This is a genomic window from Myxacorys sp. (assembly GCF_059501405.1).
Genome location: NZ_JCACCM010000087.1, coordinates 155,449 through 178,267, shown reverse-complemented (window position 1 = coordinate 178,267; position 22,819 = coordinate 155,449). Strand labels below are relative to the sequence as shown.

16 protein-coding genes and 1 other RNA gene are annotated in these 22,819 nt (G+C 49.5%); 9 read left to right on the top strand and 8 right to left on the bottom strand.

Annotated features, from left to right (window positions below; all coding sequences use genetic code 11):
• Positions 1-40: 40 nt before the first annotated feature.
• Positions 41-619, top strand: a complete 579-nt coding sequence (locus AC5I6P_RS10090; protein ID WP_495693619.1) for a Uma2 family endonuclease — start codon at positions 41-43, stop codon at positions 617-619.
• Here the strand turns inward: AC5I6P_RS10090 and AC5I6P_RS10085 are convergent, their stop codons facing one another.
• Together AC5I6P_RS10085 and AC5I6P_RS10080 are read right to left on the bottom strand one after the other, a co-directional pair.
• On the bottom strand, positions 620-1,537 hold the full coding sequence (locus AC5I6P_RS10085; protein WP_495693618.1) for an alpha/beta fold hydrolase: 918 nt from the start codon (positions 1,535-1,537) through the stop codon (positions 620-622).
• Positions 1,538-1,553: 16 nt separating this feature from the next.
• Positions 1,554-2,114, bottom strand: a complete 561-nt coding sequence (locus AC5I6P_RS10080) for a 2'-5' RNA ligase family protein (protein ID WP_495693617.1) — start codon at positions 2,112-2,114, stop codon at positions 1,554-1,556.
• A gap of 127 nt (positions 2,115-2,241) precedes the next feature.
• On the opposite strand from AC5I6P_RS10080, the gene AC5I6P_RS10075 reads away from it, so the two are divergent.
• From AC5I6P_RS10075 to AC5I6P_RS10065, 3 genes are all read left to right on the top strand, one after another.
• Positions 2,242-2,508 carry a YciI family protein gene (locus tag AC5I6P_RS10075; protein WP_495693616.1) on the top strand — a complete coding sequence of 89 codons (267 nt, stop codon included), beginning with the start codon at positions 2,242-2,244 and terminating at the stop codon, positions 2,506-2,508.
• Positions 2,509-2,544: 36 nt separating this feature from the next.
• An RNA gene (ffs, locus tag AC5I6P_RS10070) (signal recognition particle sRNA small type) lies at positions 2,545-2,641 on the top strand.
• Positions 2,642-2,767: 126 nt separating this feature from the next.
• Positions 2,768-3,130 (top strand): phasin family protein, encoded by a 363-nt coding sequence (locus AC5I6P_RS10065; protein WP_495693615.1) that lies wholly within the window; start codon positions 2,768-2,770, stop codon positions 3,128-3,130.
• Positions 3,131-3,610: 480 nt separating this feature from the next.
• Here the strand turns inward: AC5I6P_RS10065 and AC5I6P_RS10060 are convergent, their stop codons facing one another.
• Entirely contained in the window at positions 3,611-3,931 is a 321-nt protein-coding gene (locus AC5I6P_RS10060; protein ID WP_495693614.1) for a hypothetical protein, read from the bottom strand.
• A gap of 289 nt (positions 3,932-4,220) precedes the next feature.
• Between AC5I6P_RS10060 and AC5I6P_RS10055 the strand changes: the two genes are divergently transcribed.
• Together AC5I6P_RS10055 and AC5I6P_RS10050 are read left to right on the top strand one after the other, a co-directional pair.
• Positions 4,221-10,085, top strand: a complete 5,865-nt coding sequence (locus AC5I6P_RS10055) for a HAMP domain-containing protein (protein WP_495693613.1) — start codon at positions 4,221-4,223, stop codon at positions 10,083-10,085.
• Between the two features lie 202 nt (positions 10,086-10,287).
• Positions 10,288-11,994, top strand: a complete 1,707-nt coding sequence (locus AC5I6P_RS10050) for a response regulator (protein ID WP_495693612.1) — start codon at positions 10,288-10,290, stop codon at positions 11,992-11,994.
• A 122-nt stretch (positions 11,995-12,116) separates the two neighbouring features.
• Here AC5I6P_RS10050 and folE read toward each other — a convergent pair whose 3' ends face one another.
• The 3 genes from folE to AC5I6P_RS10035 all read right to left on the bottom strand — a co-directional run bounded on the left by folE (position 12,117) and on the right by AC5I6P_RS10035 (position 14,861).
• The gene (gene folE / locus AC5I6P_RS10045) at positions 12,117-12,806 is read right to left on the bottom strand and encodes a GTP cyclohydrolase I FolE (protein WP_495693611.1); all 690 of its coding nucleotides are present in this window, start codon (positions 12,804-12,806) and stop codon (positions 12,117-12,119) included.
• A 70-nt stretch (positions 12,807-12,876) separates the two neighbouring features.
• Positions 12,877-13,602: an SDR family oxidoreductase gene (locus AC5I6P_RS10040; RefSeq protein ID WP_495693610.1), complete on the bottom strand. Its 726-nt coding sequence runs from the start codon at positions 13,600-13,602 to the stop codon at positions 12,877-12,879.
• A 263-nt stretch (positions 13,603-13,865) separates the two neighbouring features.
• Complete coding sequence (locus AC5I6P_RS10035) at positions 13,866-14,861, bottom strand: acetyl-CoA carboxylase carboxyltransferase subunit alpha (protein ID WP_495693609.1); 996 nt, start codon at positions 14,859-14,861, stop codon at positions 13,866-13,868.
• Positions 14,862-15,153: 292 nt separating this feature from the next.
• On the opposite strand from AC5I6P_RS10035, the gene AC5I6P_RS10030 reads away from it, so the two are divergent.
• Positions 15,154-16,113: a M48 family metallopeptidase gene (locus AC5I6P_RS10030; protein ID WP_495693608.1), complete on the top strand. Its 960-nt coding sequence runs from the start codon at positions 15,154-15,156 to the stop codon at positions 16,111-16,113.
• Between the two features lie 10 nt (positions 16,114-16,123).
• On the opposite strand, the gene AC5I6P_RS10025 is transcribed toward AC5I6P_RS10030, so the two are convergent.
• A complete protein-coding gene (locus AC5I6P_RS10025; RefSeq protein WP_495693607.1) occupies positions 16,124-17,740 on the bottom strand; it encodes a serine/threonine-protein kinase in 1,617 nt (538 codons plus the stop codon).
• A gap of 421 nt (positions 17,741-18,161) precedes the next feature.
• On the opposite strand from AC5I6P_RS10025, the gene pheT reads away from it, so the two are divergent.
• Positions 18,162-20,603: a phenylalanine--tRNA ligase subunit beta gene (pheT, locus tag AC5I6P_RS10020; RefSeq protein WP_495693606.1), complete on the top strand. Its 2,442-nt coding sequence runs from the start codon at positions 18,162-18,164 to the stop codon at positions 20,601-20,603.
• 29 nt (positions 20,604-20,632) lie between these two features.
• Here the strand turns inward: pheT and AC5I6P_RS10015 are convergent, their stop codons facing one another.
• Positions 20,633-21,370, bottom strand: a complete 738-nt coding sequence (locus AC5I6P_RS10015) for a dienelactone hydrolase family protein (RefSeq protein WP_495693605.1) — start codon at positions 21,368-21,370, stop codon at positions 20,633-20,635.
• Positions 21,371-21,821: 451 nt separating this feature from the next.
• Between AC5I6P_RS10015 and AC5I6P_RS10010 the strand changes: the two genes are divergently transcribed.
• The gene (locus tag AC5I6P_RS10010; RefSeq protein WP_495693604.1) at positions 21,822-22,808 is read left to right on the top strand and encodes a GntR family transcriptional regulator; all 987 of its coding nucleotides are present in this window, start codon (positions 21,822-21,824) and stop codon (positions 22,806-22,808) included.
• The last annotated feature ends 11 nt before the right edge of the window (positions 22,809-22,819 follow it).

Genomic DNA, 22,819 nt, shown 5'->3' with positions numbered 1-22,819 from the left:
AAACTTGTCAAAGCTGATTCTTAGAACTTGGAGATGAGTTATGACTCAAGCCAAACCTCGATTTTCAACGTTTGAGGAATATTTAACTTACGATGATGCAGACAACAGTCGCTATGAACTGATTGACGGGGAGCTAGTTGAATTGCCGCCAGAATCTGAACCAAACGATTGGATTGCTTTAAACCTGCGCGATGTTTTAATTCAACTCATAAACCGTCGATTGGTTCGACTTCATAATTGTGAGATTCAAGTTCCCGTATTAAAAAAGGGTGATGCTCAAAATCGCTATCCTGATTTGGTTGTTCTTCGAGAAGAGCATTTAGCGCTGACGCAAAAACGACTCACGATCAAACTTGACATGCCGCCACCACAGCTAGTTGTAGAAGTTGTGAGTCCAGGGCAACGCAACCGAGAACGCGATTATAAGCGTAAGCGCGACCAATATTGCCGAGTCGGGATTCCTGAATATTGGATTATTGATCCTGAGCAGAAAACCGTTCTGGTCTTGATGTTAGAGGGCGACGTTTATGTTGAAGTCGGTCAGTTTCAAGGAAGCAGCCCGATCATTTCACCACTGTTCTCCAATTTAGCGATCGCGCCTGAACAGGTCTTTCAGTAATTATTGCAAGGCTTGAATGAACGGCGCAATTGCAGTTACAAATGCCCCAGTTGATTCGTAAGGCAACACATTTCGTCCCTCAATTTTTACGCCTTGAGCATTTGGAAATGCTTCTAAGTATTCTTCTAGTCGCTGATCCAAGCTTTCAGGCTTGCCTTCTTGACTAATGCTAGTTGCTTGGTTGCCTAACACAATCAGGGTGGGCTGGTGAGCTTGCGCAACTCGAGCAGTGTAATCTTGCCGCCAAAAGCTAGAGAGAAACGAGAAAACCGCATGACGGCTATCGAGATTGCTCGCTCCAGCCTGCAATATGTTGAGCCAATTAGAATCGACTTGAGTTTCGCGAGCAAAGAGTTGACTAACTGAGAATTGTTTCAGAAACTGCGATCGCCGTGCATACCGATAAAATGCACTGCCCAACGGTGAATCGAACAAGTTCCAGGCGATGCGATGTTGCAGATCAGAAGTATTTCGCGCAACCAACGTCCACGCGGGCGGACCGCTTAAGATCAAACCTTTCACTAAATCGGGTTGCAGCGTTACTAGATCAACGGCAACGGGAAACAATGCACCTTGCGCCACTACGACACACGGCGTTTTTACAACCGTTTGCAGAAAGAATTGTAGTTGTTTTGCCCAATCGATCGGATGATACGCGACACGCGGCATATCGCTTTCGCCACACCCCAGTAAATCGGGATTGTAAATTGGGTTGCGGTGTCCTGACTCAATCCAAGCTTGGTTAAAGCGTTGCCAAAAGCCGCGAGACAGCCCAACCCCGATTGGATGGATTAACACTAATGGAACGCCTTGTCCTTCGTTCAGCACATCGTAGGCACAGCGATATCCATTCCAGGTGTAAAACTGTGTTGCGGTTCCGTCGGGGTGGCGCGTTGCGTCCATCGCAAACTGTTGCATACTTTGCCTCATCACTTCATCTATTCACCATGCTAAACGGAAATTCTTTGTGAACCTCCCACCTTTGACCTGTATGAATGAGGAGAGCTAGGTGAGATGCGGTGAACTCAAAATGCAGCGACTTTTCTTTAAAGTCGTTCCATGCCAGTTTGAAATTTTGCTTGGTTAAGTCTCGGAAAGCCACCGTCATGTGAGGTGCATACGAGCGCGACTTTTCTTTTGGATCAACTAACCCTATTGTCACTTCCAAATGTTCAATGAAAGCTTGATGCAAGGTTAGGAGAGGTTGGGTGCGATCGACATGGATGTAAATGACTCGTGGTGGAAAGGCTGAAAATCCGTCTAGCGTGATGGAAATCGGAGATTGAGACTGAGCAAATGATGAAAGCGAGTGGTGCAATTCATCTAGTCGTTCTGGCACCCACTTAAACGGTGGTTGCAACGTAATATGCGGAGGAGATTTAAGCGCATGACGGCTGTTGTATCGTTCGGCGATGTAGTGCTTAATCTCTGTGGCATATTCTTGAATCGATTGCGGCGGCAGAAGCGCAACGAAAAACAGCGTTTCTTTACTCATGTAATGCCGTAGTAACAAAAAATTGATTTTTGAATCTTAGATGGGTCAAAGCCTTATTCTAATGGCGTATCTCTAGCGTTTAAGCTACAGAATAGATCCTGATTGATAATGAAGGAAGAATGCAGTAATGCCTTGGTTTGTCAAAATCGAAGAAGGAGTCGTTGATAGGCCGACCTTCGATCGGTATGTTCCTGCTCATAAAGCGTTTGTCAAAGAGTTGATCACAAAAGGTCATGAAGCCCGAACGGGATATTGGAGTTGTTTCGGTGGCGGGATGTTGCTATTTAAGGCGTCGTCGATGGAAGAAGCGAAAAATATCGTCGCTCAAGATCCGCTCGTGCGGAATGGGTGCGTGCATTATCAACTTTATGAATGGAAGATTGTAGTTGAATGAGCTTGAACTGAGCAGGAAAGTGTTATCTTAGTAAGTGACTCGGATCTATGCGATCGCGACGCCCAAACTTTGTCAGGACCGGAAGGTAGCAGCAATACGGGATGCTCACGATAGGCGTAGTCTCCGGGTCACCTTGTTTTAAACCACTTTTGTTTCCAAGGTGTAGACGGTTTTCTCTACAGCAAATCAACCGTTCTCTACTGGGCAACCCGATCAATTCTGCGTATCTTGGAATTATTCAACATGGAGCTTGAAAACTATGGGTTTGGGAGATCTGGTTCAAAAAGCGGTTTATTTAGGAATTGGCGTTGCCTCTTATGCGGGCGAGAAGGCAGGAGAGAAGTTGACTGAACTGCGATCGCAGGTTCAGAAATTAGCCGATGAAATGGTTGAGCGTGGCGAGATGAATGCAGAAGAAGCTCGTCGGTTTGTGGATGACATGGTTCAGAAGGCGCAACAGCAGCAGCCGACGGTAACGTCTGATCCATCCCGTCCGGCAGAGCCTCGTAAGATTGAAATTCTAGATGACGACGAACCAACCCCAGCTTCAACGAGCGTGGATGAGATGCGTCAGCAGGTTACGGATCTGCAAGAGGAATTGCGACGGCTCAGACGCGACTGATTCGGGCAATTTAGGGTTTAGTAGCTAGTAGGGGCGTTCTGACAGACGCCCCTATGTTGTTTTAGCGATGTTGAAGTTTTGGCAGAGTCACAAGGTTTGATCAAGACTCACGCATTGGCAGCAAATTTCATAGCGGCGGATTTGGTAGTAGAGGATCAACTCTTTATCAGTGAAGGCTAAGCCTGAGTTAGTTCACCTCAAACATTCACGAGTGATGGTTAGACATTCAACGCTGAACCTTCAACATTCACTCGTGATGCTCAGACCTTCACGAGTGATGCTTAGACATTCGTTCATCTAGCTTAAACATTCACGCACGATGCTCAAACATTCAGCGCTGAACCTCCAACATTCACGCGTGATGCTCAGACATTCGTTTACCTAGTTTAAACATTCATGCCCGATGCTCAAACATTCACGCGCGATGCTCAAACTATCATCGACAACGCTTTGAGATTCAACGAGACAGGTAAAAGGCAATCATTGCAACTCTGCCATCATCACATTGATTCGCTCTGCTACATCTGCCCTGCCTTCTGGATCGGCATCTCGCAGAAAGACATCCACAATAAACCAGCGACACAAGGTTGGATCAATCTGCACCAGTTCTAGCATGACCTGATTCAGAACCTCGGTCATTACCTGATCTGGAAGACGATGTAACTCATCTCGAATAACTAGAGCCTCGTCAGGATTCTGTGTCTGCTTTGCCTTCAGCACGACTTTTACCACAGCCTTCACCAACTGACTGAGATCGATCGCTGGCTCACTGCCGCTGTTATTAGGTGATTGATCTTGCAAGAGAACGTCCTGTAGAGGTTAATTAGGTCAAGCTATTCGAGAAACTGATCAAAAAAGCATTTAGAGCATTCTAGCTCTGCTAAGAAGAACCTTCAATCTACTGAAGTGACGTAATTCAAAATCTATCTAAGGGCAGGAGATTTAGTGGTAGCAGTTAGTTCTGAAGATAAAATTGTAGCAATGACCAAATTCTAGACAATCTTGCAGGCTTCAATCTCTAGGTAATTCATTACACTATAGATGTATCCCGAGATGTATCTCACGCTCGCTCTTCCGTCAGAAATACATTATGCCAACTGCACCTGCTACCAGCGATACCGATAGCTTGGATCTCAAGCAAATTCTCAGGACCCTCGTCGAGGTGAAAAAAGGTAACTTTTCTGTGCGAATGCCCACCGATCAAATTGGCGTCGCAGGCAAAGTTGCCGATACCCTCAACGAAATCATCGAGATGAACCAACAGATGGCAACGGAGCTAGAGCGAATTAGCACCGTCGTTGGTAAAGAAGGCAAAATTTACGAACGGGGGTCAGTTGGAGGTGCGAAAGGCGCTTGGAAGGCGAGTGTTGAATCGGTCAATACGCTAATTACAGACCTCGTGCAACCGATGGCAGAGACGACTCGGGTGATTCGAGCGGTTGCCAATGGTGACTTGTCTCATACGATCGCTACTGAAATCGAAGGCAAACCATTGCAGGGTGAGTTTCTACAAACGGCTCAAATCGTGAACACGATGGTAGAGCAGTTGAACTCTTTCGCTTCAGAGGTAACGCGGGTCGCGCGGGAAGTGGGAACCGAAGGAAAACTCGGTGTACAAGCGGATGTACAAGGCGTTGCTGGAACCTGGAAAGACCTCACCGACAGCGTGAACTCAATGGCAGGTAACCTCACCGCTCAGGTGAGAAACATTGCCGAAGTGACAACCGCTGTAGCAAACGGTGATCTTTCTAAAAAAATCACGGTCGATGTTAAAGGCGAGATTCTCGAACTGAAAAACACGATCAATACGATGGTGGATCAGTTGAACTCCTTCGCTTCAGAAGTAACGCGGGTGGCGCGCGAGGTGGGAAACGAAGGGAAGCTCGGTGTACAAGCGGATGTACAAGGCGTTGCTGGAACTTGGAAAGACCTTACCGACAGCGTGAACTCGATGGCAGGTAACCTCACCGCTCAGGTGAGAAACATTGCCGAAGTGACAACCGCTGTAGCAAACGGTGACCTGTCCAAAAAGATCACCGTTAATGTTAAAGGCGAGATTCTCGAACTGAAAAACACAGTCAACACGATGGTGGATCAGTTGAACTCCTTCGCCTCAGAAGTAACGCGGGTGGCGCGCGAGGTGGGTGCAGAAGGAAAACTGGGTGGTCAGGCAGAAGTGCGCGGAGTTGCGGGAACCTGGAAAGACCTCACCGACAGCGTGAACTTCATGGCAGGTAGCTTAACGGATCAAGTGAGAAACATTGCTGAAGTAACGACGGCTGTAGCAAATGGCGATCTTTCTAAAAAAATTGCAGTTGATGTTAAAGGCGAGATTCTCGAACTGAAGAACACCATCAATATCATGGTGGACCAGTTGAACTCGTTTGCCTCAGAAGTAACGCGGGTGGCGCGGGAAGTGGGAAACGAAGGAAAACTCGGCGTACAAGCAGAAGTGCGCGGAGTTGCCGGAACCTGGAAAGACCTCACCGACAGCGTGAACTCGATGGCAGGTAACCTCACCGCCCAAGTGAGAAACATTGCCGAAGTGACAACGGCTGTGGCAAACGGTGATTTGTCGAAGAAAATCACGGTCGATGTTAAAGGCGAGATTCTTGAACTGAAAAACACGATCAATACGATGGTGGATCAGCTCAGTTCCTTCGGCTCAGAGGTAACGCGGGTGGCGCGGGAAGTGGGGTCTGAAGGAAAACTGGGTGTACAGGCCGAAGTGCGCGGAGTTGCCGGAACCTGGAAAGACCTCACCGACAGCGTGAACTTCATGGCAGGTAGTCTGACCGCCCAGGTGAGAAACATTGCTGCTGTGACAACGGCAGTAGCAAACGGTGACCTGTCCAAAAAAATCACGGTCGATGTTAAAGGCGAGATTCTCGAACTGAAAAACACAGTCAACACGATGGTGGATCAGTTGAACTCGTTCGCTTCAGAGGTAACGCGGGTGGCGCGAGAGGTAGGGTCTGAAGGAAAACTCGGTGTACAAGCAGAAGTGCGCGGAGTGGCTGGAACCTGGAAAGACCTCACCGACAGCGTCAACTTCATGGCAGGTAGTTTGACTGCCCAAGTGAGAAACATTGCCGAAGTGACGACCGCTGTAGCAAACGGTGACCTGTCCAAAAAAATCACGGTGGATGTTAAAGGCGAGATTCTCGAACTGAAAAACACGATCAACACGATGGTGGATCAGTTGAACTCGTTTGCCTCAGAGGTAACGCGGGTCGCGAGAGAGGTGGGAACCGAAGGAAAACTCGGTGTACAAGCCTATGTCAGAGGGGTAGGCGGAACTTGGAAAGACCTCACCGATAACGTCAACCTGATGGCAGGTAACCTTACCGCCCAGGTGAGGAACATTGCTGAAGTGGCAACCGCGATCGCAAACGGCAACCTGTCCAAAAAAATCACGGTGGATGTCAAAGGCGAGATTTTGGATCTGAAAAACACCATCAATACGATGGTGGATCAACTCAGTTCCTTCGCCTCTGAAGTAACGCGGGTCGCACGCGAGGTGGGAACTGAAGGCAAATTAGGAGGTCAAGCCCAAGTCACAGGCGTTGCCGGAACTTGGAAAGACCTCACCGACAACGTGAACTCGATGGCAAGTAACCTCACTGCCCAAGTGCGAGGCATTGCTAGAGTTGTAACGGCCGTTGCAAATGGCGACTTGAAGCGCAAGCTCATGCTCGATGCAAAAGGTGAGATCGAAACGTTGGCAGATACGATTAACGAAATGATCGACACCCTGGCCACGTTTGCCGATCAGGTGACGACTGTAGCGCGCGAAGTGGGTATTGAAGGCAAGCTGGGAGGTCAAGCGAAAGTTCCGGGTGCATCAGGAACCTGGCGGGACTTAACCGATAACGTAAACGAACTGGCGGCCAATCTCACGACTCAGGTAAGAGCGATCGCAGAAGTCGCAACGGCGGTGACGAAGGGAGACTTAACCCGCTCGATCTCGGTTGAAACCCAGGGTGAGGTCGCGATTCTCAAAGACAACATCAACCAGATGATTGCCAACTTGCGCGAAACCACCCAAAAGAACACTGAGCAAGATTGGCTCAAAACGAATCTGGCGAAGTTTACGCGCATGTTGCAAGGTCAGCGCGATCTCGAAACCGTTTCCAAACTGATTCTGTCGGAACTTGCTCCTCTAGTTTCCGCGCAACACGGAGTCTTTTACCTCATGGAAACGGGCGACGCCCATCCTGGTTACCTGAAATTACTCAGCACCTACGCCTATCGGGAGCGCAAAAATCTCGCAAACCGGTTTGCCTTGGGCGAAGGACTCGTAGGACAATGCGCCTTAGAAAAAGAGCGGATTCTGATTACAGAAGTACCGCACGATTACATCAAGATCAGTTCAGGGCTAGGCGAAGCAGCGCCGCTCAATGCGGTCGTTCTACCCGTTTTATTTGAGGGACAAGTGACGGCGGTGATCGAACTTGCCTCCTTCCGCCGCTTTAGCGAAATTCACCTGACCTTCTTTGACCAGCTGACCGAAAGTATTGCGATCGTGCTCAATACGATCGCCGCGAGTATGCGAACGGAAGAATTGCTGAAGCAATCGCAATCGTTAGCAGAAGAACTACAAACTCAGCAAAAAGAACTCACCGGAACCAATCAACGGCTAGAGCAGCAAGCGCGATCTCTAACAGCATCAGAAGAATTGCTCAAAAATCAGCAGGAGCAATTGCAGCAAACCAATGAAGAACTACAGGAGAAAGCAGAACTACTAGCCGTACAAAATCGCGAAGTGGAACGCAAGAACCAAGAAATTGAGCAAGCAAGGCAATCGCTAGAGGAGAAAGCCGAACAACTTGCTCTCAGTTCTAAATACAAGTCCGAATTTTTGGCAAACATGTCCCACGAATTGCGGACGCCGCTCAACAGCTTGCTGATTCTATCGCGGCTTTTGTCTGACAACAGCGAGAACAATCTAACGCTAAAGCAAGTGGAGTATGCCCACACCATTTACACATCAGGTAATGATCTATTAGGGCTAATTAACGACATTCTCGATCTAGCAAAAATCGAATCGGGAACGATGTCGATCGAGATTGAGCCAACGTCCTTTGCTGACCTACGGCATCACCTTGATCGCACCTTTAGCCAAGTTGCACAAGACCGCAAACTCGACTTTCAAATTCATCTAGACGATTCTCTGCCTCGCACGCTCTATACCGACTCAAAACGCTTACAGCAAGTGTTGAAGAACTTGCTATCGAATGCGTTTAAGTTCACCGAGCAAGGGCGAGTGGCACTGGATATTAGTCTAGTGACTCACGGTTGGAGCTATGACCATGAAGCCTTGAATCAGGCTGACGGGGTGCTGGCGTTTGCTGTCTCGGATACCGGAATTGGCATTGCCCCCGACAAACAACATGTGATTTTTGAAGCCTTCCAGCAAGCTGATGGCACTACGTCTCGTCGCTACGGCGGAACGGGGTTAGGCTTATCGATTAGTCGCGAAATTGCTCGTCTACTAAAAGGTGAGATTCGCCTCACGAGTGAACCCGGACGGGGAAGCACCTTCACGCTGTATCTACCCCAGACGTATTTAGTGCGTCGAGAAGTTGGGGTGGAAAACGCAGATAGGAGAGAGAGAATGCAAGCGCTATTCTCCTCTGGGACAGGAGCTACGGCTCAACACGTCCCGCCTGCTGCGACTTCTACAACGACCCTACCTTCTGACCCTACGCAATCGGCATCTATGCTTGACATCGCCCTACCAATCGTGATCGAGGACGATCGCGAAATCCTGCAACCCGGCGATCGCACCTTGCTGATCATTGAGGACGACCTCAACTTTGCCCGAATCTTGCTCGATATGGCACGGCAAGAAGGCTTTAAAGGGTTAGTGGCAACCCGTGGCAATGTCGGACTGGCAATGGCGCAGCAGTTCAGACCCACAGCGATCATGCTCGATATTCGGCTACCCGTTCTCGATGGCTGGACGGTGTTAGATCGCCTCAAGCACGATCCCAATACCCGCCACATTCCAGTTCACATCATGTCGGTCGAAGAAGGGCTACAACGCTGTCTGCGACAAGGCGCGATCGCCTGTCTGCAAAAACCTATCAGCAGCGATGTTCTCTTAAATGCCCTCGCCCGCATTCGAGAGTTTGTCGATCGCCCCGTCAAGGCACTGCTAATTGTTGAAGACGACGAAGTTCAGCGTGACAGCATTACAGAACTCATCGGTCACGATGATGTGGATAGCACAACTGTGGGAACTGGCACAGCAGCACTAGAAATGCTTATGTCCAACCACTTCGACTGCCTCGTTCTGGATCTGAATCTGCCCGATATGAACGGATTTGAGCTAATCGAGCAAATTAAACATAGACCCAGCCTTGGTTACTTGCCCATCATCGTCTACACCGGTCGAGAGCTAACCTCCCAAGAGGAAACGGAACTGCGCTGCATCTCTGACACCATCATCATCAAAGATGCGCGATCGCCAGAACATTTGCTCGACGAAACCGCCCTGTTTCTCCATCGCGTTCAGGCAGATTTACCTCCTGCCCAGCGACAGATGCTAGAGAACCTCCAGCAAAACGATCCGATCTTGCTCGGCAAGAAAGTGCTGATTGTGGATGACGATGTGCGAAATATCTTTGCCCTCACGAGTCTGCTGGAGCGCTATCAAATTCAGGTTCTCTATGCTGAAAACGGTCGCGATGGCATTGCTAGACTAAACGACAATCCAGACATCAACCTGGTGCTGATGGATGTGATGATGCCAGAGATGGATGGCTACGAAACGACACAATCGATTCGCCAAATTGACCGGTTCGCGACGTTACCGATTATTGCGCTGACGGCGAAAGCGATGCTGGGCGATCGCGAAAAGTGTCTCGAATCGGGAGCTTCGGACTACATCACAAAGCCAGTCGATACCGAGCAACTGCTCTCGCTGATTCGAGTGTGGCTGCATAAGTGAGAACGGCATGATGCGATCGACCTGAACGCAACTCTGAAGGAATTGGCCTTGCCAAGCTCCAATCAGGTTCTCAAAACTCAGGTTCTCAAAACAAAGTCTAAAGGATCGCCAAAGGCGATCCTTGACCCAATAAACTTATCGTCAAGGAGGAAGGGAACTCGCCCCTCAAGCTGCTCCTTCAACCCTCTAGCTCTACGTGCGTATGCAAGCTGAACCCAAAGCAACTGTCCTTCTAGTGGACGACCATCCTGAAAATCTGATTGCCCTAGAAGCCACCCTCGACGGATTGGGGCAAGACTTGGTGAAAGCTCATTCAGGGGCACAAGCTTTAAAGTGTTTGCTCGACCAAGACTTTGCACTCATTCTGCTAGATGTGCAGATGCCTGGAATGGATGGGTTTGAAACCGCAGCGCTGATCCGGCAACGATCGCGATCGCGCTCCACACCAATCATTTTTCTCACTGCATTCAGTGACGCGGATGCTCTTCGATCAAAGGGATATGCGCTCGGCGCAGTGGATTACTTGCTCAAACCTATTGATCCGGTGATTTTGACCGCAAAAGTGGCTGTATTTGTTGATTTGTTCAAAAAAAATGTTGAGGTTCAGCAACAAGCCCAGCAACTTGTTGCCAAAAACCTTGAGATTCTGCGGGTAGAAGCCGCTCGCAAGCAAGCGGAAGACGCGAACCGGATCAAAGATGATTTCTTAGCCGTCGTTTCTCATGAACTCCGTACGCCCTTGAATTCGATCCTGGGGTGGTCGCAATTGCTGCTGAGCAAAAAATTTGATGAGGCTAAAACGGTGCGGGCGTTAGAAACGATCGCCCGTAACGCGAAATCGCAAGCCCAACTGATCGAAGACATTTTAGATGTTTCCAAGCTGATGCGGGGCAAAGTCCGACTGTCGCTCCAGCCTATCAACGCGATCGCGATTATTGAATCGGTGATTGAATCGGTGCGCCCATTAGCTGACGAGAAAGCGATTGAGCTAGTTGCTCAACTAGATGAGACAGGACAACTGATTTCTGCTGATCCAGAACGGCTGCGGCAAATCATCTGGAATTTGCTCACGAACGCCATCAAGTTCACCTCTAAAGGCGGACAGGTTACCGTTAAGTGGTCGATCGCACATGAACAGAATTCTGCTCACCTGCACGTGATCGATACCGGAATTGGCATTTCTCCCGATTTTCTTCCCCACATCTTTGAGCATTTCCGTCAAGCCGACAGTTCCTCGACGCGATCGCATGGTGGACTAGGATTAGGATTGGCAATTGTAGATCAGCTAGTGAATCTTCACCAAGGCAAAATTTTTGCTTACAGTGAGGGTGAGGACAAAGGAACCACTTTCACGGTTCACTTACCCTTAGCAACAACTCAAATTAGCAATGAGCTGGACTCCACCCTAGCGGCTAAGACCGAGAATAGAGGAGAGATGTCTCTCGATCATATACAGGTGTTAGTGGTTGAAGACGTTGCTGATAGTCGCGACTTTATTAAAGCAGTGCTAGAACAAGCCGGGGCCGATGTGATCGCAGTTGCTTCAGCGAACGAAGCGATCAAGTGTCTGAAACATACCACTCCACATATCTTAGTTAGCGATATCGCGATGCCTGGAGAAGATGGCTATTACCTAATTCGCCAAATTCGTGAACAGGAACAACAGCGCGACGTACCCAATTCGGCAATTTTCAAAAAAGCGCGCCATATTCCAGCGCTCGCGCTTACCGCAAGCACAAAACCCGAAGATCGAGCACAAGCGCTATCGGCTGGATTTCAAAACCACATTTCTAAACCTGTTGACCCACAAGTACTGGTGGCCGCGATCGCAAAACTGGTTCGCGATCGCGAACCAGTTTTGCCCCTTCGCTTTTCAGATGGCGATGTCTTAGACAGAGGAGCTTGTTAAACCACCCGCCTAAACCCAAGATGTGATGTAGCTAGCATCTTCTTCTTTAGACTTCACGAAGCCATTCAGGATTCAAGGCGCGATCGCACAACTATCTCACCCATTCAGTCTTTAAGCCCCAACTACCAGAACGACGGCTGGTGACGAATCAAATTGAGATACTCCTCACGCGTCTTCTGATCGTCTTGAAACACTCCAACCATTGCACTTGTCACTGTCCAAGACCCTGGCTTTTGAACGCCCCGCATTGTCATACACGTATGTGTCGCCTCCATCACCACTGCGACGCCCCTCGGCTCCAAAATTTCTTGAATTGCTTCTGCCACTTGGCGCGTCAAACGCTCTTGCACCTGCAATCGACGGGAGTACATCTCCACAATCCGAGCCAGTTTGCTCAACCCGACCACTTTCTGATTTGGAATGTAGGCTACATGAGCTTTTCCCATAAATGGCAGCATGTGATGCTCGCACAAGCTAAAGAAAGTGATGTCGCGCACCAACACCATTTCGTTATGTCCCTCATCAAAAATAGCGCCATTCACGAGGTCATCCAACGACTGAGTATAGCCACTGGTCAAAAAGCGCATTGCTTCTGCTACACGCTTCGGCGTTTTTAGGAGACCTTCACGTTCTGGGTCTTCGCCCACACCAACTAACATGGTTCGCACGGCATCTTTCATATCCTCAAGATGCTCGTCGGTGGGAGGTGTGATTTTGACCTCTTGCCCGTTTTGAGTGTTGCGATCGGGTCTCGCTTCTAAATTTTTCTTAGGACTGGAAGCATCTGAACTATTTGGGGAAGTAATTGCCATAGTAGATCGAAGTGAATGTGTGCAAAAAGTCAAAACACGAACATAAAGTCAAACACGAAAATGACGCCCGCTAAAACGTACCTGCGTTGGGCATCAGGATTAACTCCTCTACCACAGCGTGAGTGGGCAAAGTTGCGGCATGAAGGATCGACTGAGCCACCACGTCAGGCGTCAGCATTTGGCTGCGATCGAAGTCAGCTTGCACAGTGTCTGTATCCCAAATCGGGGTATTGACCGATCCAGGGGAAACCGTCACCACACGAATGCCGTTGGCGCGTTCTTCCGCCGCCAAAGTTTTAGACAGCGCCAGCAAGCCAAACTTACTCACACTGTATGCGCCCCAGTTGGGAAACGCTTGATGGGCCGCAATAGAGGCGACATTGATGATCGTGCTGCTCTGCTGCCGTCGTAGGGCGGGTAGACTGCCTTGGATGACCTGAAAAACGCTGGTGAGGTTTAGATCAATTACGCGCTGCCAGTCTGCTAAAGACGTCTCCATCACGGTTCCGGTGTAGCCCATGCCAGCGTTGTTCACGAGGATATCAATCGCGCCAACCTTCGATGTAATGGCTTCGATGCGCGATCGCACCTGATCCACCTCCGCTAAATCGATCGCATCTGTGCGAACCTCGACACCGAATTGACGAGCGGCATCTGCCACCGATTCCAACTTAGCCGCAGAACGGCTAACCAATGCTAAATGTATACCTGCTTTGGCAAAGGCAAGGGCAGTCGCCTCACCGATTCCACTGCTTGCCCCTGTGATCAGAGCGTAGTGTCCTTTGGAAGCAGTCATGAAATACTCATCCGGAAAAAACAATGAGGTGAACCGATCAAACAGTGAGATGAAAGCTGTGAGTGAATGGATTGCGCTACAAACTGAAACTCAAATCCAACTCATCGATCTAACAACGGTAACGTCAGTAGAACGAATCTCCTCTCTAGGGCTGAACTGACTTGATAAGCCAAAAGAGCTGCCTCAACAGTAGCGACAGCAGAAAAATAAGAAACTGTTAACAATTGTTAATTATATCGCGAAGAAGTTCATTTCAGCAGCACTCAACCTACATGCGTCATGCCAGCTTCGACGAAGACGCCAAAATTGCGAAACTTTCGATAGCGGAGGTCGCACCGTTGCTCAGGCGTGAGCTGATCTAGCTCAGATAAATGTCTTAGAATCGCTTTCTTTAAGGTTTCTGCGGTGGTCAACGGGTCAGAATGAGCGCCGCCAATAGGTTCTGGCAAAATTTCATCTAAAATCCCCAAACTCATCAGATCCTGGGCCGTGATTTTCAGGGCTTCTGCGGCTTGCGGCGCTTTAGCGGCATCTCTCCACAAAATAGAGGCACATCCTTCCGGGCTGATGACGGTGTAGACCGAATGTTCAAACATCATCAGGCGATCGCCAACCCCAATTCCCAGCGCACCACCCGATCCTCCTTCACCAATCACCGTACAGATAATCGGCACTTCTAAGCGAAACATTTCGCGCAGATTATATGCGATCGCTTCTCCCTGTCCCTGTTGCTCGCCTTCTAATCCCGGAAAGGCTCCTGCTGTATCAATAAACGTGATGATTGGCATTCCAAAACGGCTCGCGTGATCCATCAGCCGCATCGCCTTGCGGTAGCCACTTGGAGACGCCATGCCAAAGTTCCGAAACACGTTGTCTTTCGTATCTCGTCCTTTTTGCTGCCCCAGAATCATCACCGGGCGTCCATCGATTTGCGCTACCCCGCCCACCATCGCCGCATCATCTCGCCCGCCGCGATCGCCGTGTAACTCCATCCAGTCGTCACTGATCGCCTGAACATAGTCCAGCGTGCTAGGGCGGCGCGGGTGGCGGGCAACCTGTAGCCGTTGCAAGGGCGTCAAGCTGCTAAAAATTTCCTGGCGAAGCTGCACCGCCCGATCCTCAAGCAAACGAATCTGATCAGAAACATCGACCTCGTTTTCTTCGGCAAGTTCCCGAATTTGGGCAATGCGAGTCTCTAGCTCTGCTAAGGGCTTTTCAAAATCAAGCAGGATGGGGCGACGATCGGAGGAATTAGCCATGCTGAGAAATGCTCTACTTTAGGGAGACTAGATAGACAAATCTTTGGTCTAGATTACTGGGATCGAGGAGAGATCACAAGGGCATCTCCCTAGCCTAGCAATTATGATTGTCGGGATATCTATACGGTTTAGCATTTTTTACTTTGGTTAAGCTGACGCAAGTTCACCTACGATCGTGCAGCTTAATCAAGCCAAGAAGATTCTTCTTTGCAAAGCACTGTCAACAGCGTCTCTCTTTAATCGAAGCAACTGACCTGTTACCTTAGAATCACCGCCCTACCATTGTTCATCCATGCCCTCCTATCCCGGAATTTCTAGCGCTGCCTTTCGTCACCCGTTAGATTACCAAGCCGAACAAGCCCTCCGCAGCGTCCCTGGCTTTGATCTTGTCGCCCGAAAGGTTATCGAGTTTGTCTATGAGCGTCCGCGCCTAGTGTATTTAACGGGAAACAGCATTCAAGTCGGCGTCCGCCAATATTCAAGCGTTTATCAAATCTTTCGCGAATGCTTGCAGTCACTCGACATCGCCTCAGAACCTGCTCTCTTTGTGTCTCAAGCGCCGCTTGTCAACGCTTATGCTCTAGGACAAGAGCGCCCCTGCGTCGTTTTAAACACCGCGCTATTAGACTTACTGAGCGAAGTAGAACTAAAATCTGTGATTGCTCACGAACTCGGACACCTCAAATGTGGTCATACTACGCTGACTCAGATGGCAACGTGGGTCAACATGGCGATCGCAGGCTTAGCTGACCTGACCTTTGGACTGAGCAATTTGATCAGCACCGGATTGCTACTCTCGTTCTATGAATGGCTCCGCAAAGCTGAATTGTCTGCCGACCGGGCAGCGCTATTGGTCATGGATGACCTCAATCCCGTGATGCACAGCATGATGCGTTTAGCAGGCGGAAGCCATAAATATGCTCATGAATTAAGCGTCGAAGAATTTGCAAAGCAGAGCGATCGCTATCAAAATCTTGACCAAGACAATCTCAATCAGGTCTATAAATTCTTCCTCTATAACGACGTGTCGAGCGGCATCTTCCTCACTCATCCGTTCACCGTCGAGCGCGTCCGCTACCTGCAAGAGTGGTCTACTTCATCTGACTTTCAACACATTCGTCAAGGCAATTACACTCGAACTGGGTCAGAAGGTGCGGTCAACGTAGACGCCCAAGCTGAAGATGCCGACCATCTCCGACAACAGATCGAAGCCTTACAGCAAGAGATCGATCGACTCAAACGCGATCAGTAAGCGCTACGAACTACCAATTTCCACGCTTTCCACTCGGACGAACCGTTAACCAGTTCGTCCGAGCTAATGCCAGTTGTTCCTCACTCAGTTTCGCTCCAGTCAAATTTGCCCCACACAAATTTGTGCCACGAAGATTGGCATTTAGCAAATAAGCGTGACTCAAATCTGCTCCGCGCAAGTCTGCCCCTTCTAGATCGGCATTGCTTAGATATGCTCGTACCAAGTTTGCGTCTCGAAGATTGGCATGATTAAGACTCGATCGCCCAAAATCGGCATTAGACAAATTTGCACCTTGAAGATTGATCTGGCGGAGATTAGATTGATGGAATACTGCGCCTGACAAATCGGCTTTGGGCAACTTTAGCATCGCCAGATCATGTGCTGCAAAGTCTCGCTTGCCTTTGGCGTAATAGCTTTGCAGCCCTTGAGCATCTAGCTTTTGCTCAGATGCAACTGATCGCTGCCCCGTCAGGTCGGTTTGTCCAATTGTACCTTTGGTTCGTAGCGTCGTCGTGGTTGGCTTCGCGGCAATTACGCGACTACGTGCCAAACCGGGCTGTAAACTTGTGGCATCGGAGCGCTGTTGCTGCCGTGCCCGAATCGCCATCGCCGCCCGGGCGGCAGGAGATGAAGAATCTTGAGAATCGTACCCCCGCTCTTTAGCATCGCCTTTGGCACCGTCCGTCCTTGCAGCTACGCTGTTCATGCTGCCAGCTAGACTGTCGAGATAGGGTTCTAAATCTAGCGCTCGAAGAATCTCACTAGATGATTGATAGCGATGGCGCACAGATACTTCCAGCATTTTCTTCAGAACGCTGGCGAAGTGGTCGCTAATGTGGACATGCTTTTCCCACAGCAGTTCACCCGTTGCTGGATCGTAATCGAGGTCTTTTGGAGATTTGCCAGTGAGCAAATAGATGCATGTTACTCCCAACGCATAAATATCACTGGCGTAGACCGGACGCATTGCCATTTGCTCAGGTGGTGCAAATCCTGGAGTTCCGATCGCATAAGCAGTCAGTGCGGTTTGCTCGGTGACACTGTTAGCAACGGCACTGACTTGATTTTTAACGGCTCCAAAATCAATCAGCACCAATTTGCAGTCGTGCGATCGCCGAATCATGTTCGCGGGTTTAATGTCCCGGTGAATCACTTGATTGCTGTGAATATATTGCAGCACAGGCAGCAGTTCGCTCAAGAATTGCTTGGTGCTAGCTTCACTGAGCGGACCCGATCGCTTGATTTCTTGCTGAAGCGTTGAGCCGCTGACATATTCTTGAATCAAATAAAATTCTTGATTTGCCTCAAAATAATCTAACAATCGTGGCACTTGAGGGTGATTGCCAATCTTGCCCAACGTCTGTGCCTCTCGCTGAAACAGTTCTCGCGCCATCTGCATTACATGCGGAGCCGTGGCGGTCGGACGCAATTGTTTGATCACACAGTTGGGCTGACCGGGCAGCACCTCATCGCGGGATAAAAAGGTCGCCCCAAACCCTCCTTGACCCAACGCCTGAAGAACTCGATAGCGATCGCGCAACAAGAGCTTAGAGCCGCACGCCTGACACAGTTCTGTGTTGGCTAAATTTTCGGGATGAGGACAAACCGGATTCAAGCAGTAGCTCATTCAGCATCACCCGCTTCGATCGAAATGTGGACAAATGTGCCCCTACCGTTTGAGTGGCATGGGCAAGTCGTGAGGCTAGAGGCAGGGAATTTTGGCAAGACATTGAAGCTGTACATTAAAGTTGGCGTTTGTCTCACGTCCTGATAGACGACCTAAAATTGACCCTCCCTTAGCCTCCCAATTGAGAGTACCCAGAGAGAAAGCTGAAAAAAACAATGGAGTGTATCCCCCACCGTTTCTAATCAGTTACCAGAATTATTTATGAGCGACGAATGATTTAGCGAAGCGATCCTTCGGAGTTTGGCGGAGCCAATCGTAAGTGCTCATTTCACTACTTTCTATCTTCCAAATGACCAGTTAAGAATTGTCAATACGAATTAGGTAGAATGATTCAGATTGGCGTCGCTTAGGATTGGGCTGAATGCGGATTTCTCTGAACTGGTTGCAAGAGCTTGTTGATATATCCCTGTCACCGGAAGCCTTAGCCGACATGTTGACGATGGCAGGGTTTGAGGTCGAAGAGATTGAAGATCGGCGCACGTGGGCAGATGGCGTCGTTGTCGGAAAAGTGTTAGACCGCCAACAGCACCCAAATGCCGATCGTCTGAGTGTGTGTCAGGTGGATATTGGCGGTGAAGCTCCGTCTCAAATTGTTTGCGGCGCGGCAAATGTCCGAGCCGACATTTACGTTGCTGTGGCGACGTTAGGAACGTACTTGCCCAAAGTAGATCTAAAAATTAAGTCTGCCAAACTGAGAGGTGTACCGTCTGAAGGCATGATCTGTTCGCTCTCAGAGGTCGGGTTAACAAAAGAATCGGACGGCATCCACATTTTCGATTCGTCTACAGTCGGGTCAGTCAAACCTGGAAGTGACGCCCGATCGCTGCTAGGACTTGATGATGTAATTCTCGACCTGACCTCTACCGCCAATCGAGCCGATGCCCTGAGCATGGTTGGCATTGCGCGGGAGATTGTCGCTCTGACTGGCAGCCCCCTACGGTTACCTGACGCTCCCTCTGTTAAACCGACCAAGAGCGGCTCGTTAGCACTCAAGATTTCTGAACCGCAAGCTTGCCCAGCCTATATTGGAACAGTCATTGAGGGATTGACGGTTGCGCCGTCTCCTGCTTGGCTACAGCAGCGATTGCAGTCTGCTGGGGTTCGCTCAATTAACAACGTGGTGGATGTTACCAACTACATCATGTTGGAATGGGGACAGCCGCTGCATGCGTTCGATCGCGATCGCTTGGTCACCGTAGCCGGGAGTGAACCGTTGACGATGGGCGTCCGGTTTGCGCAGCCAGGAGAAGTGGTAAAAACCTTGGATGGCAACGATCGCAAACTGCTAGAGCAAGCGCTTTTGATTACGGCTAATGATCGGCCGACGATGCTAGCAGGCATTATGGGCGGCGAGGAAACCGAAGTGTATGACGGAACGCAGAACGTGATGCTGGAATCAGCCATTTTTGATTCGGCGGCGATTCGGCGTTCGGCTCGCGCTCAGGGCTTACGAACGGAGGCCTCTGCCCGCTATGAGCGAGGCATTAATTTAGCCGAACTCGAAACAGCATGTCGTCGGGCGGTGAAACTCATCACCGAGCTGGCGGGAGGACAAGTTGTTGCCCAAGAAATGGTAGATACCCGTCCGAGTGGGGGGGCCTTAACCCGATCGATTGAGTTGCGCTTGGAGCGAATCAATCAAGTTTTGGGCATGGTCGAAGTGGAAGACGATTTGGCCGAACTTCAATCGACTGATGTTGAACGGACGTTGAGTGCTTTAGGTTGTCAATTGGAGATCAGCGCTCCCGGAACCTGGACAGTCACCGTTCCGCCCTACCGCTACCGCGATTTAGAACGGGAAATTGATCTAATTGAAGAAGTGGCGCGGTTGTACGGGTACAACAACTTCTACGATAGTTTGCCAACTAAAACGGAGGCAGGATATCTCTCGATCGAGCAGTACGTGACGCGGCATCTGCGGGAAGCGTTTCGAGGAGCAGGATTGACCGAGTTAATTCACTATTCACTCGGCAAACCCAGTAGCGAGCGTCAAATCATTCTGGCAAATCCTCTTTTTACCGAATATTCTGCACTGCGAACAGATTTGATTGACGGCTTGATCGATGCCTTCCAATACAATCAGGAACAAGGCAACGGCGCACTCAACGGATTCGAGTTTGGGCATGTGTTCTGGAACGAAGAAGAAGGGCTGACCGAATCGGAGTATTTAGGAGGCATTTTGGGCGGCGATCCGAGCCAAGGCAAGTGGATTCGGGGCGGCAAAGACCAACCCCTCACCTGGTTTGAGGCAAAAGGTTTGCTTGACGGCGTGTTTGAGCGAGTCGGGTTGCCCGTCGAGTATCAGCCCGATCGCCGGGATGAGCGATTGCATCCAGGACGGACAGCCTCGCTCTGGGTTAGAGGCGATCGCTTGGGCACCTTTGGACAACTCCATCCGCAACTCCGTCAAGAACGCAGTCTACCCGATGAAGTGTATCTCTTTCAACTCGATTTGGGAATTGCGATTCGGCATCTAGAAACGGATGAAGCCCTCGTGCCAGTGTTTAAGCCTTACTCCACGTATCCGGCATCTGATCGCGATATTGCCTTCTACGTTTCGACTAAGGTTGCGGTTGCAGACCTCCAACGCACGATCACAAAAGCGGGCGGCACATTGTTAGAGTCTGTGGAGTTGTTTGACCAATATCGAGGAGACCGAGTGCCAGAGGGGCAGCGTAGTTTAGCGTTTCGATTGGTGTATCGAGCCATCGATCGCACGCTGACCGATGAGGATGTTGATCCAGTTCACCAAAAAGTCCGGGATGCGTTGGCGGAGAAGTTCCAAGTCGAACTTAGAAGCTGAAGATTGAGGGCTGATGGCACGTCTTTAAATCACGATCGCTTGAGTTGTCCAAACAGCTCTTTGACCTGCTCCCAAGCATTCGTTGCTGCGATCGCGCTATAGCTATCACGCTGATCGCAAAAGAATCCGTGTCCCGCAGGATACCGGAATAGTCGGTGACGAATGCCGTGAGCTTGCAGAGCAGCCTCGATTTGATCGATCTGTTCGGCTGGAATGAGGGGATCTTGAGTACCAAAAAATCCGTAAACCGTTCCTTTGATGTCAGGAGTCCGAGCAATTGTTGGAACTCCTCCTCCCGGCGTCATCACAGGAATGCCAGCGCCATAAAAACAAGCTGTCACCTTCACATCTGGTAAAGTGGCGGCTAGATAAGCAACGTGTCCACCAAAACAAAACCCGATCACCCCGATCGCATCTTGCTGAACCGAGGGTAAGGCTCTGAGATGGGCGATTGCGCTTTGGACATCGCTCAATAACTGCTCTGCTGTCGTTTGGTCTTTGTGAGAGCGACCAAGCTTTAGCTCTTCATCGCTATAGCCGACCTCAAATCCGGGGGCGGTACGCTGATAGATCGCAGGCGCGATCGCGACATACCCTTCTCTGGCGATGCGCTCCGTGACCTCTCGAATGTGAGCATTGACGCCAAACACTTCTTGAATCACGACGATCGCAGGGTACTGTCCTGCCTCAGTCGGTTCTGCAAGATAGGCATCGATTTGCAGGGAACCGTTAGAAATTTTGGGATGAGTTGAGCGAATTTCAATCATTGTGCCTTGAACCGAGCGTAAATTAAAGGGTGCTGACGCAAGATTAGCTTCATGATAGTAGCGAGCGTCAGTTTAGAAGCTTGCCATACTCTGAGGATGAGTAAACTGAGATGAGTAAACAAAACTTTTTGTTTCTAAAAAACTCTATGAACTTGAAAATTTCTTCTCCGTACTTTAGCGCTAAAGGTAACCGTAAATCACCGTATAGAAACACCTTGGATTTATAGTGATATCCCTCGAAACATCTAACCCTGCTTAACTTGTAGGGAACATTTCATACGTTTAACCAAAGTCAGAAAAAATACCGACTAGAGGTGGTAAAGCGGGTTAGAGACCAGAGAAAACACTTAACTTCACAATCAGTCTGTCACCTAAGATGGTAGGAATATTAAGCGAATTCCAACGTCGGAATTCCCTGATAAATTAGGTGAGCAAGTCTTGAGGCGCTGGCATGGTGCAATTTCAAATTCAGCCAGATAGCGATATCCCGGCATCCAATCAACTTTACAATCAGATTTTGTTTGCGATCGCCTCACGGCAGTTTCCGCCTGGACATCGCTTACCGAGTACCCGTCAACTCGCGATGCAAACCGGACTGCATCGCAACACCATTAGTAAGGTTTATCGGCAGTTAGAAGATGCTGGTGTCGTTGATGCCCATGCTGGATCAGGAATATATGTTCGAGATCAAGGACATGATGCGGCGATTCACATCAAATCTCCCTTACTTGACCAGTATCCCTTAGCTCACAAAATTATTCAAAATAGCCTTGATGATTTGTTGAAGCAGGGCTGTTCTCTCGGTCAAGCACGGGAACTGTTTCTAGCAGAAATTGATTGGCGATTGCGCTGTAGCGCTCAAGTGTTAGTCACAGCGCCGATGCACGACATTGGTAATGGTGAAGTGCTACTGCGCGAACTAGAACGGGCGCTCAATATTCCGATGCAGCTTGTGCCGATGGAAGAACTGAGTCAAGTTCTTGATCAGACTCGTTCTAGCACCGTTGTGACGAGCCGCTACTTTATTGCTCAGGCAGAAGCGATCGCAACGCCAAGAGCGGCTCGTGTGATTCCGATTGATATTTATGATTTTGAAAAAGAAATCAAAATTGTCAAGGCAATGCAGAAAGGAACCTGCCTTGGTATCGTCAGCCTCAGTTCCGGCACAGTCGGCGTTGCGGAGGTGATCATTCACAGTTTGCGGGGTGATGACTTGCTAGTCATGACGGCACAAGTCAACGACAAATATAAGCTCAATGCGATCGTTCGTAGTGCCCAAACCATCTTTAGTTTCGATGAGATGAGTTGTGCGATGGTCAAGGCTACGGTGTCGGCAGCACGAGAAGATATTATTCGCCCACCTCAAGTGATTTGTTGTGAGAACTTTGTAGTCAGCAAGTCGGTGAGTCTGCTTAAACGAGAACTCGGACTAGAGTAGCGCTAACCTGC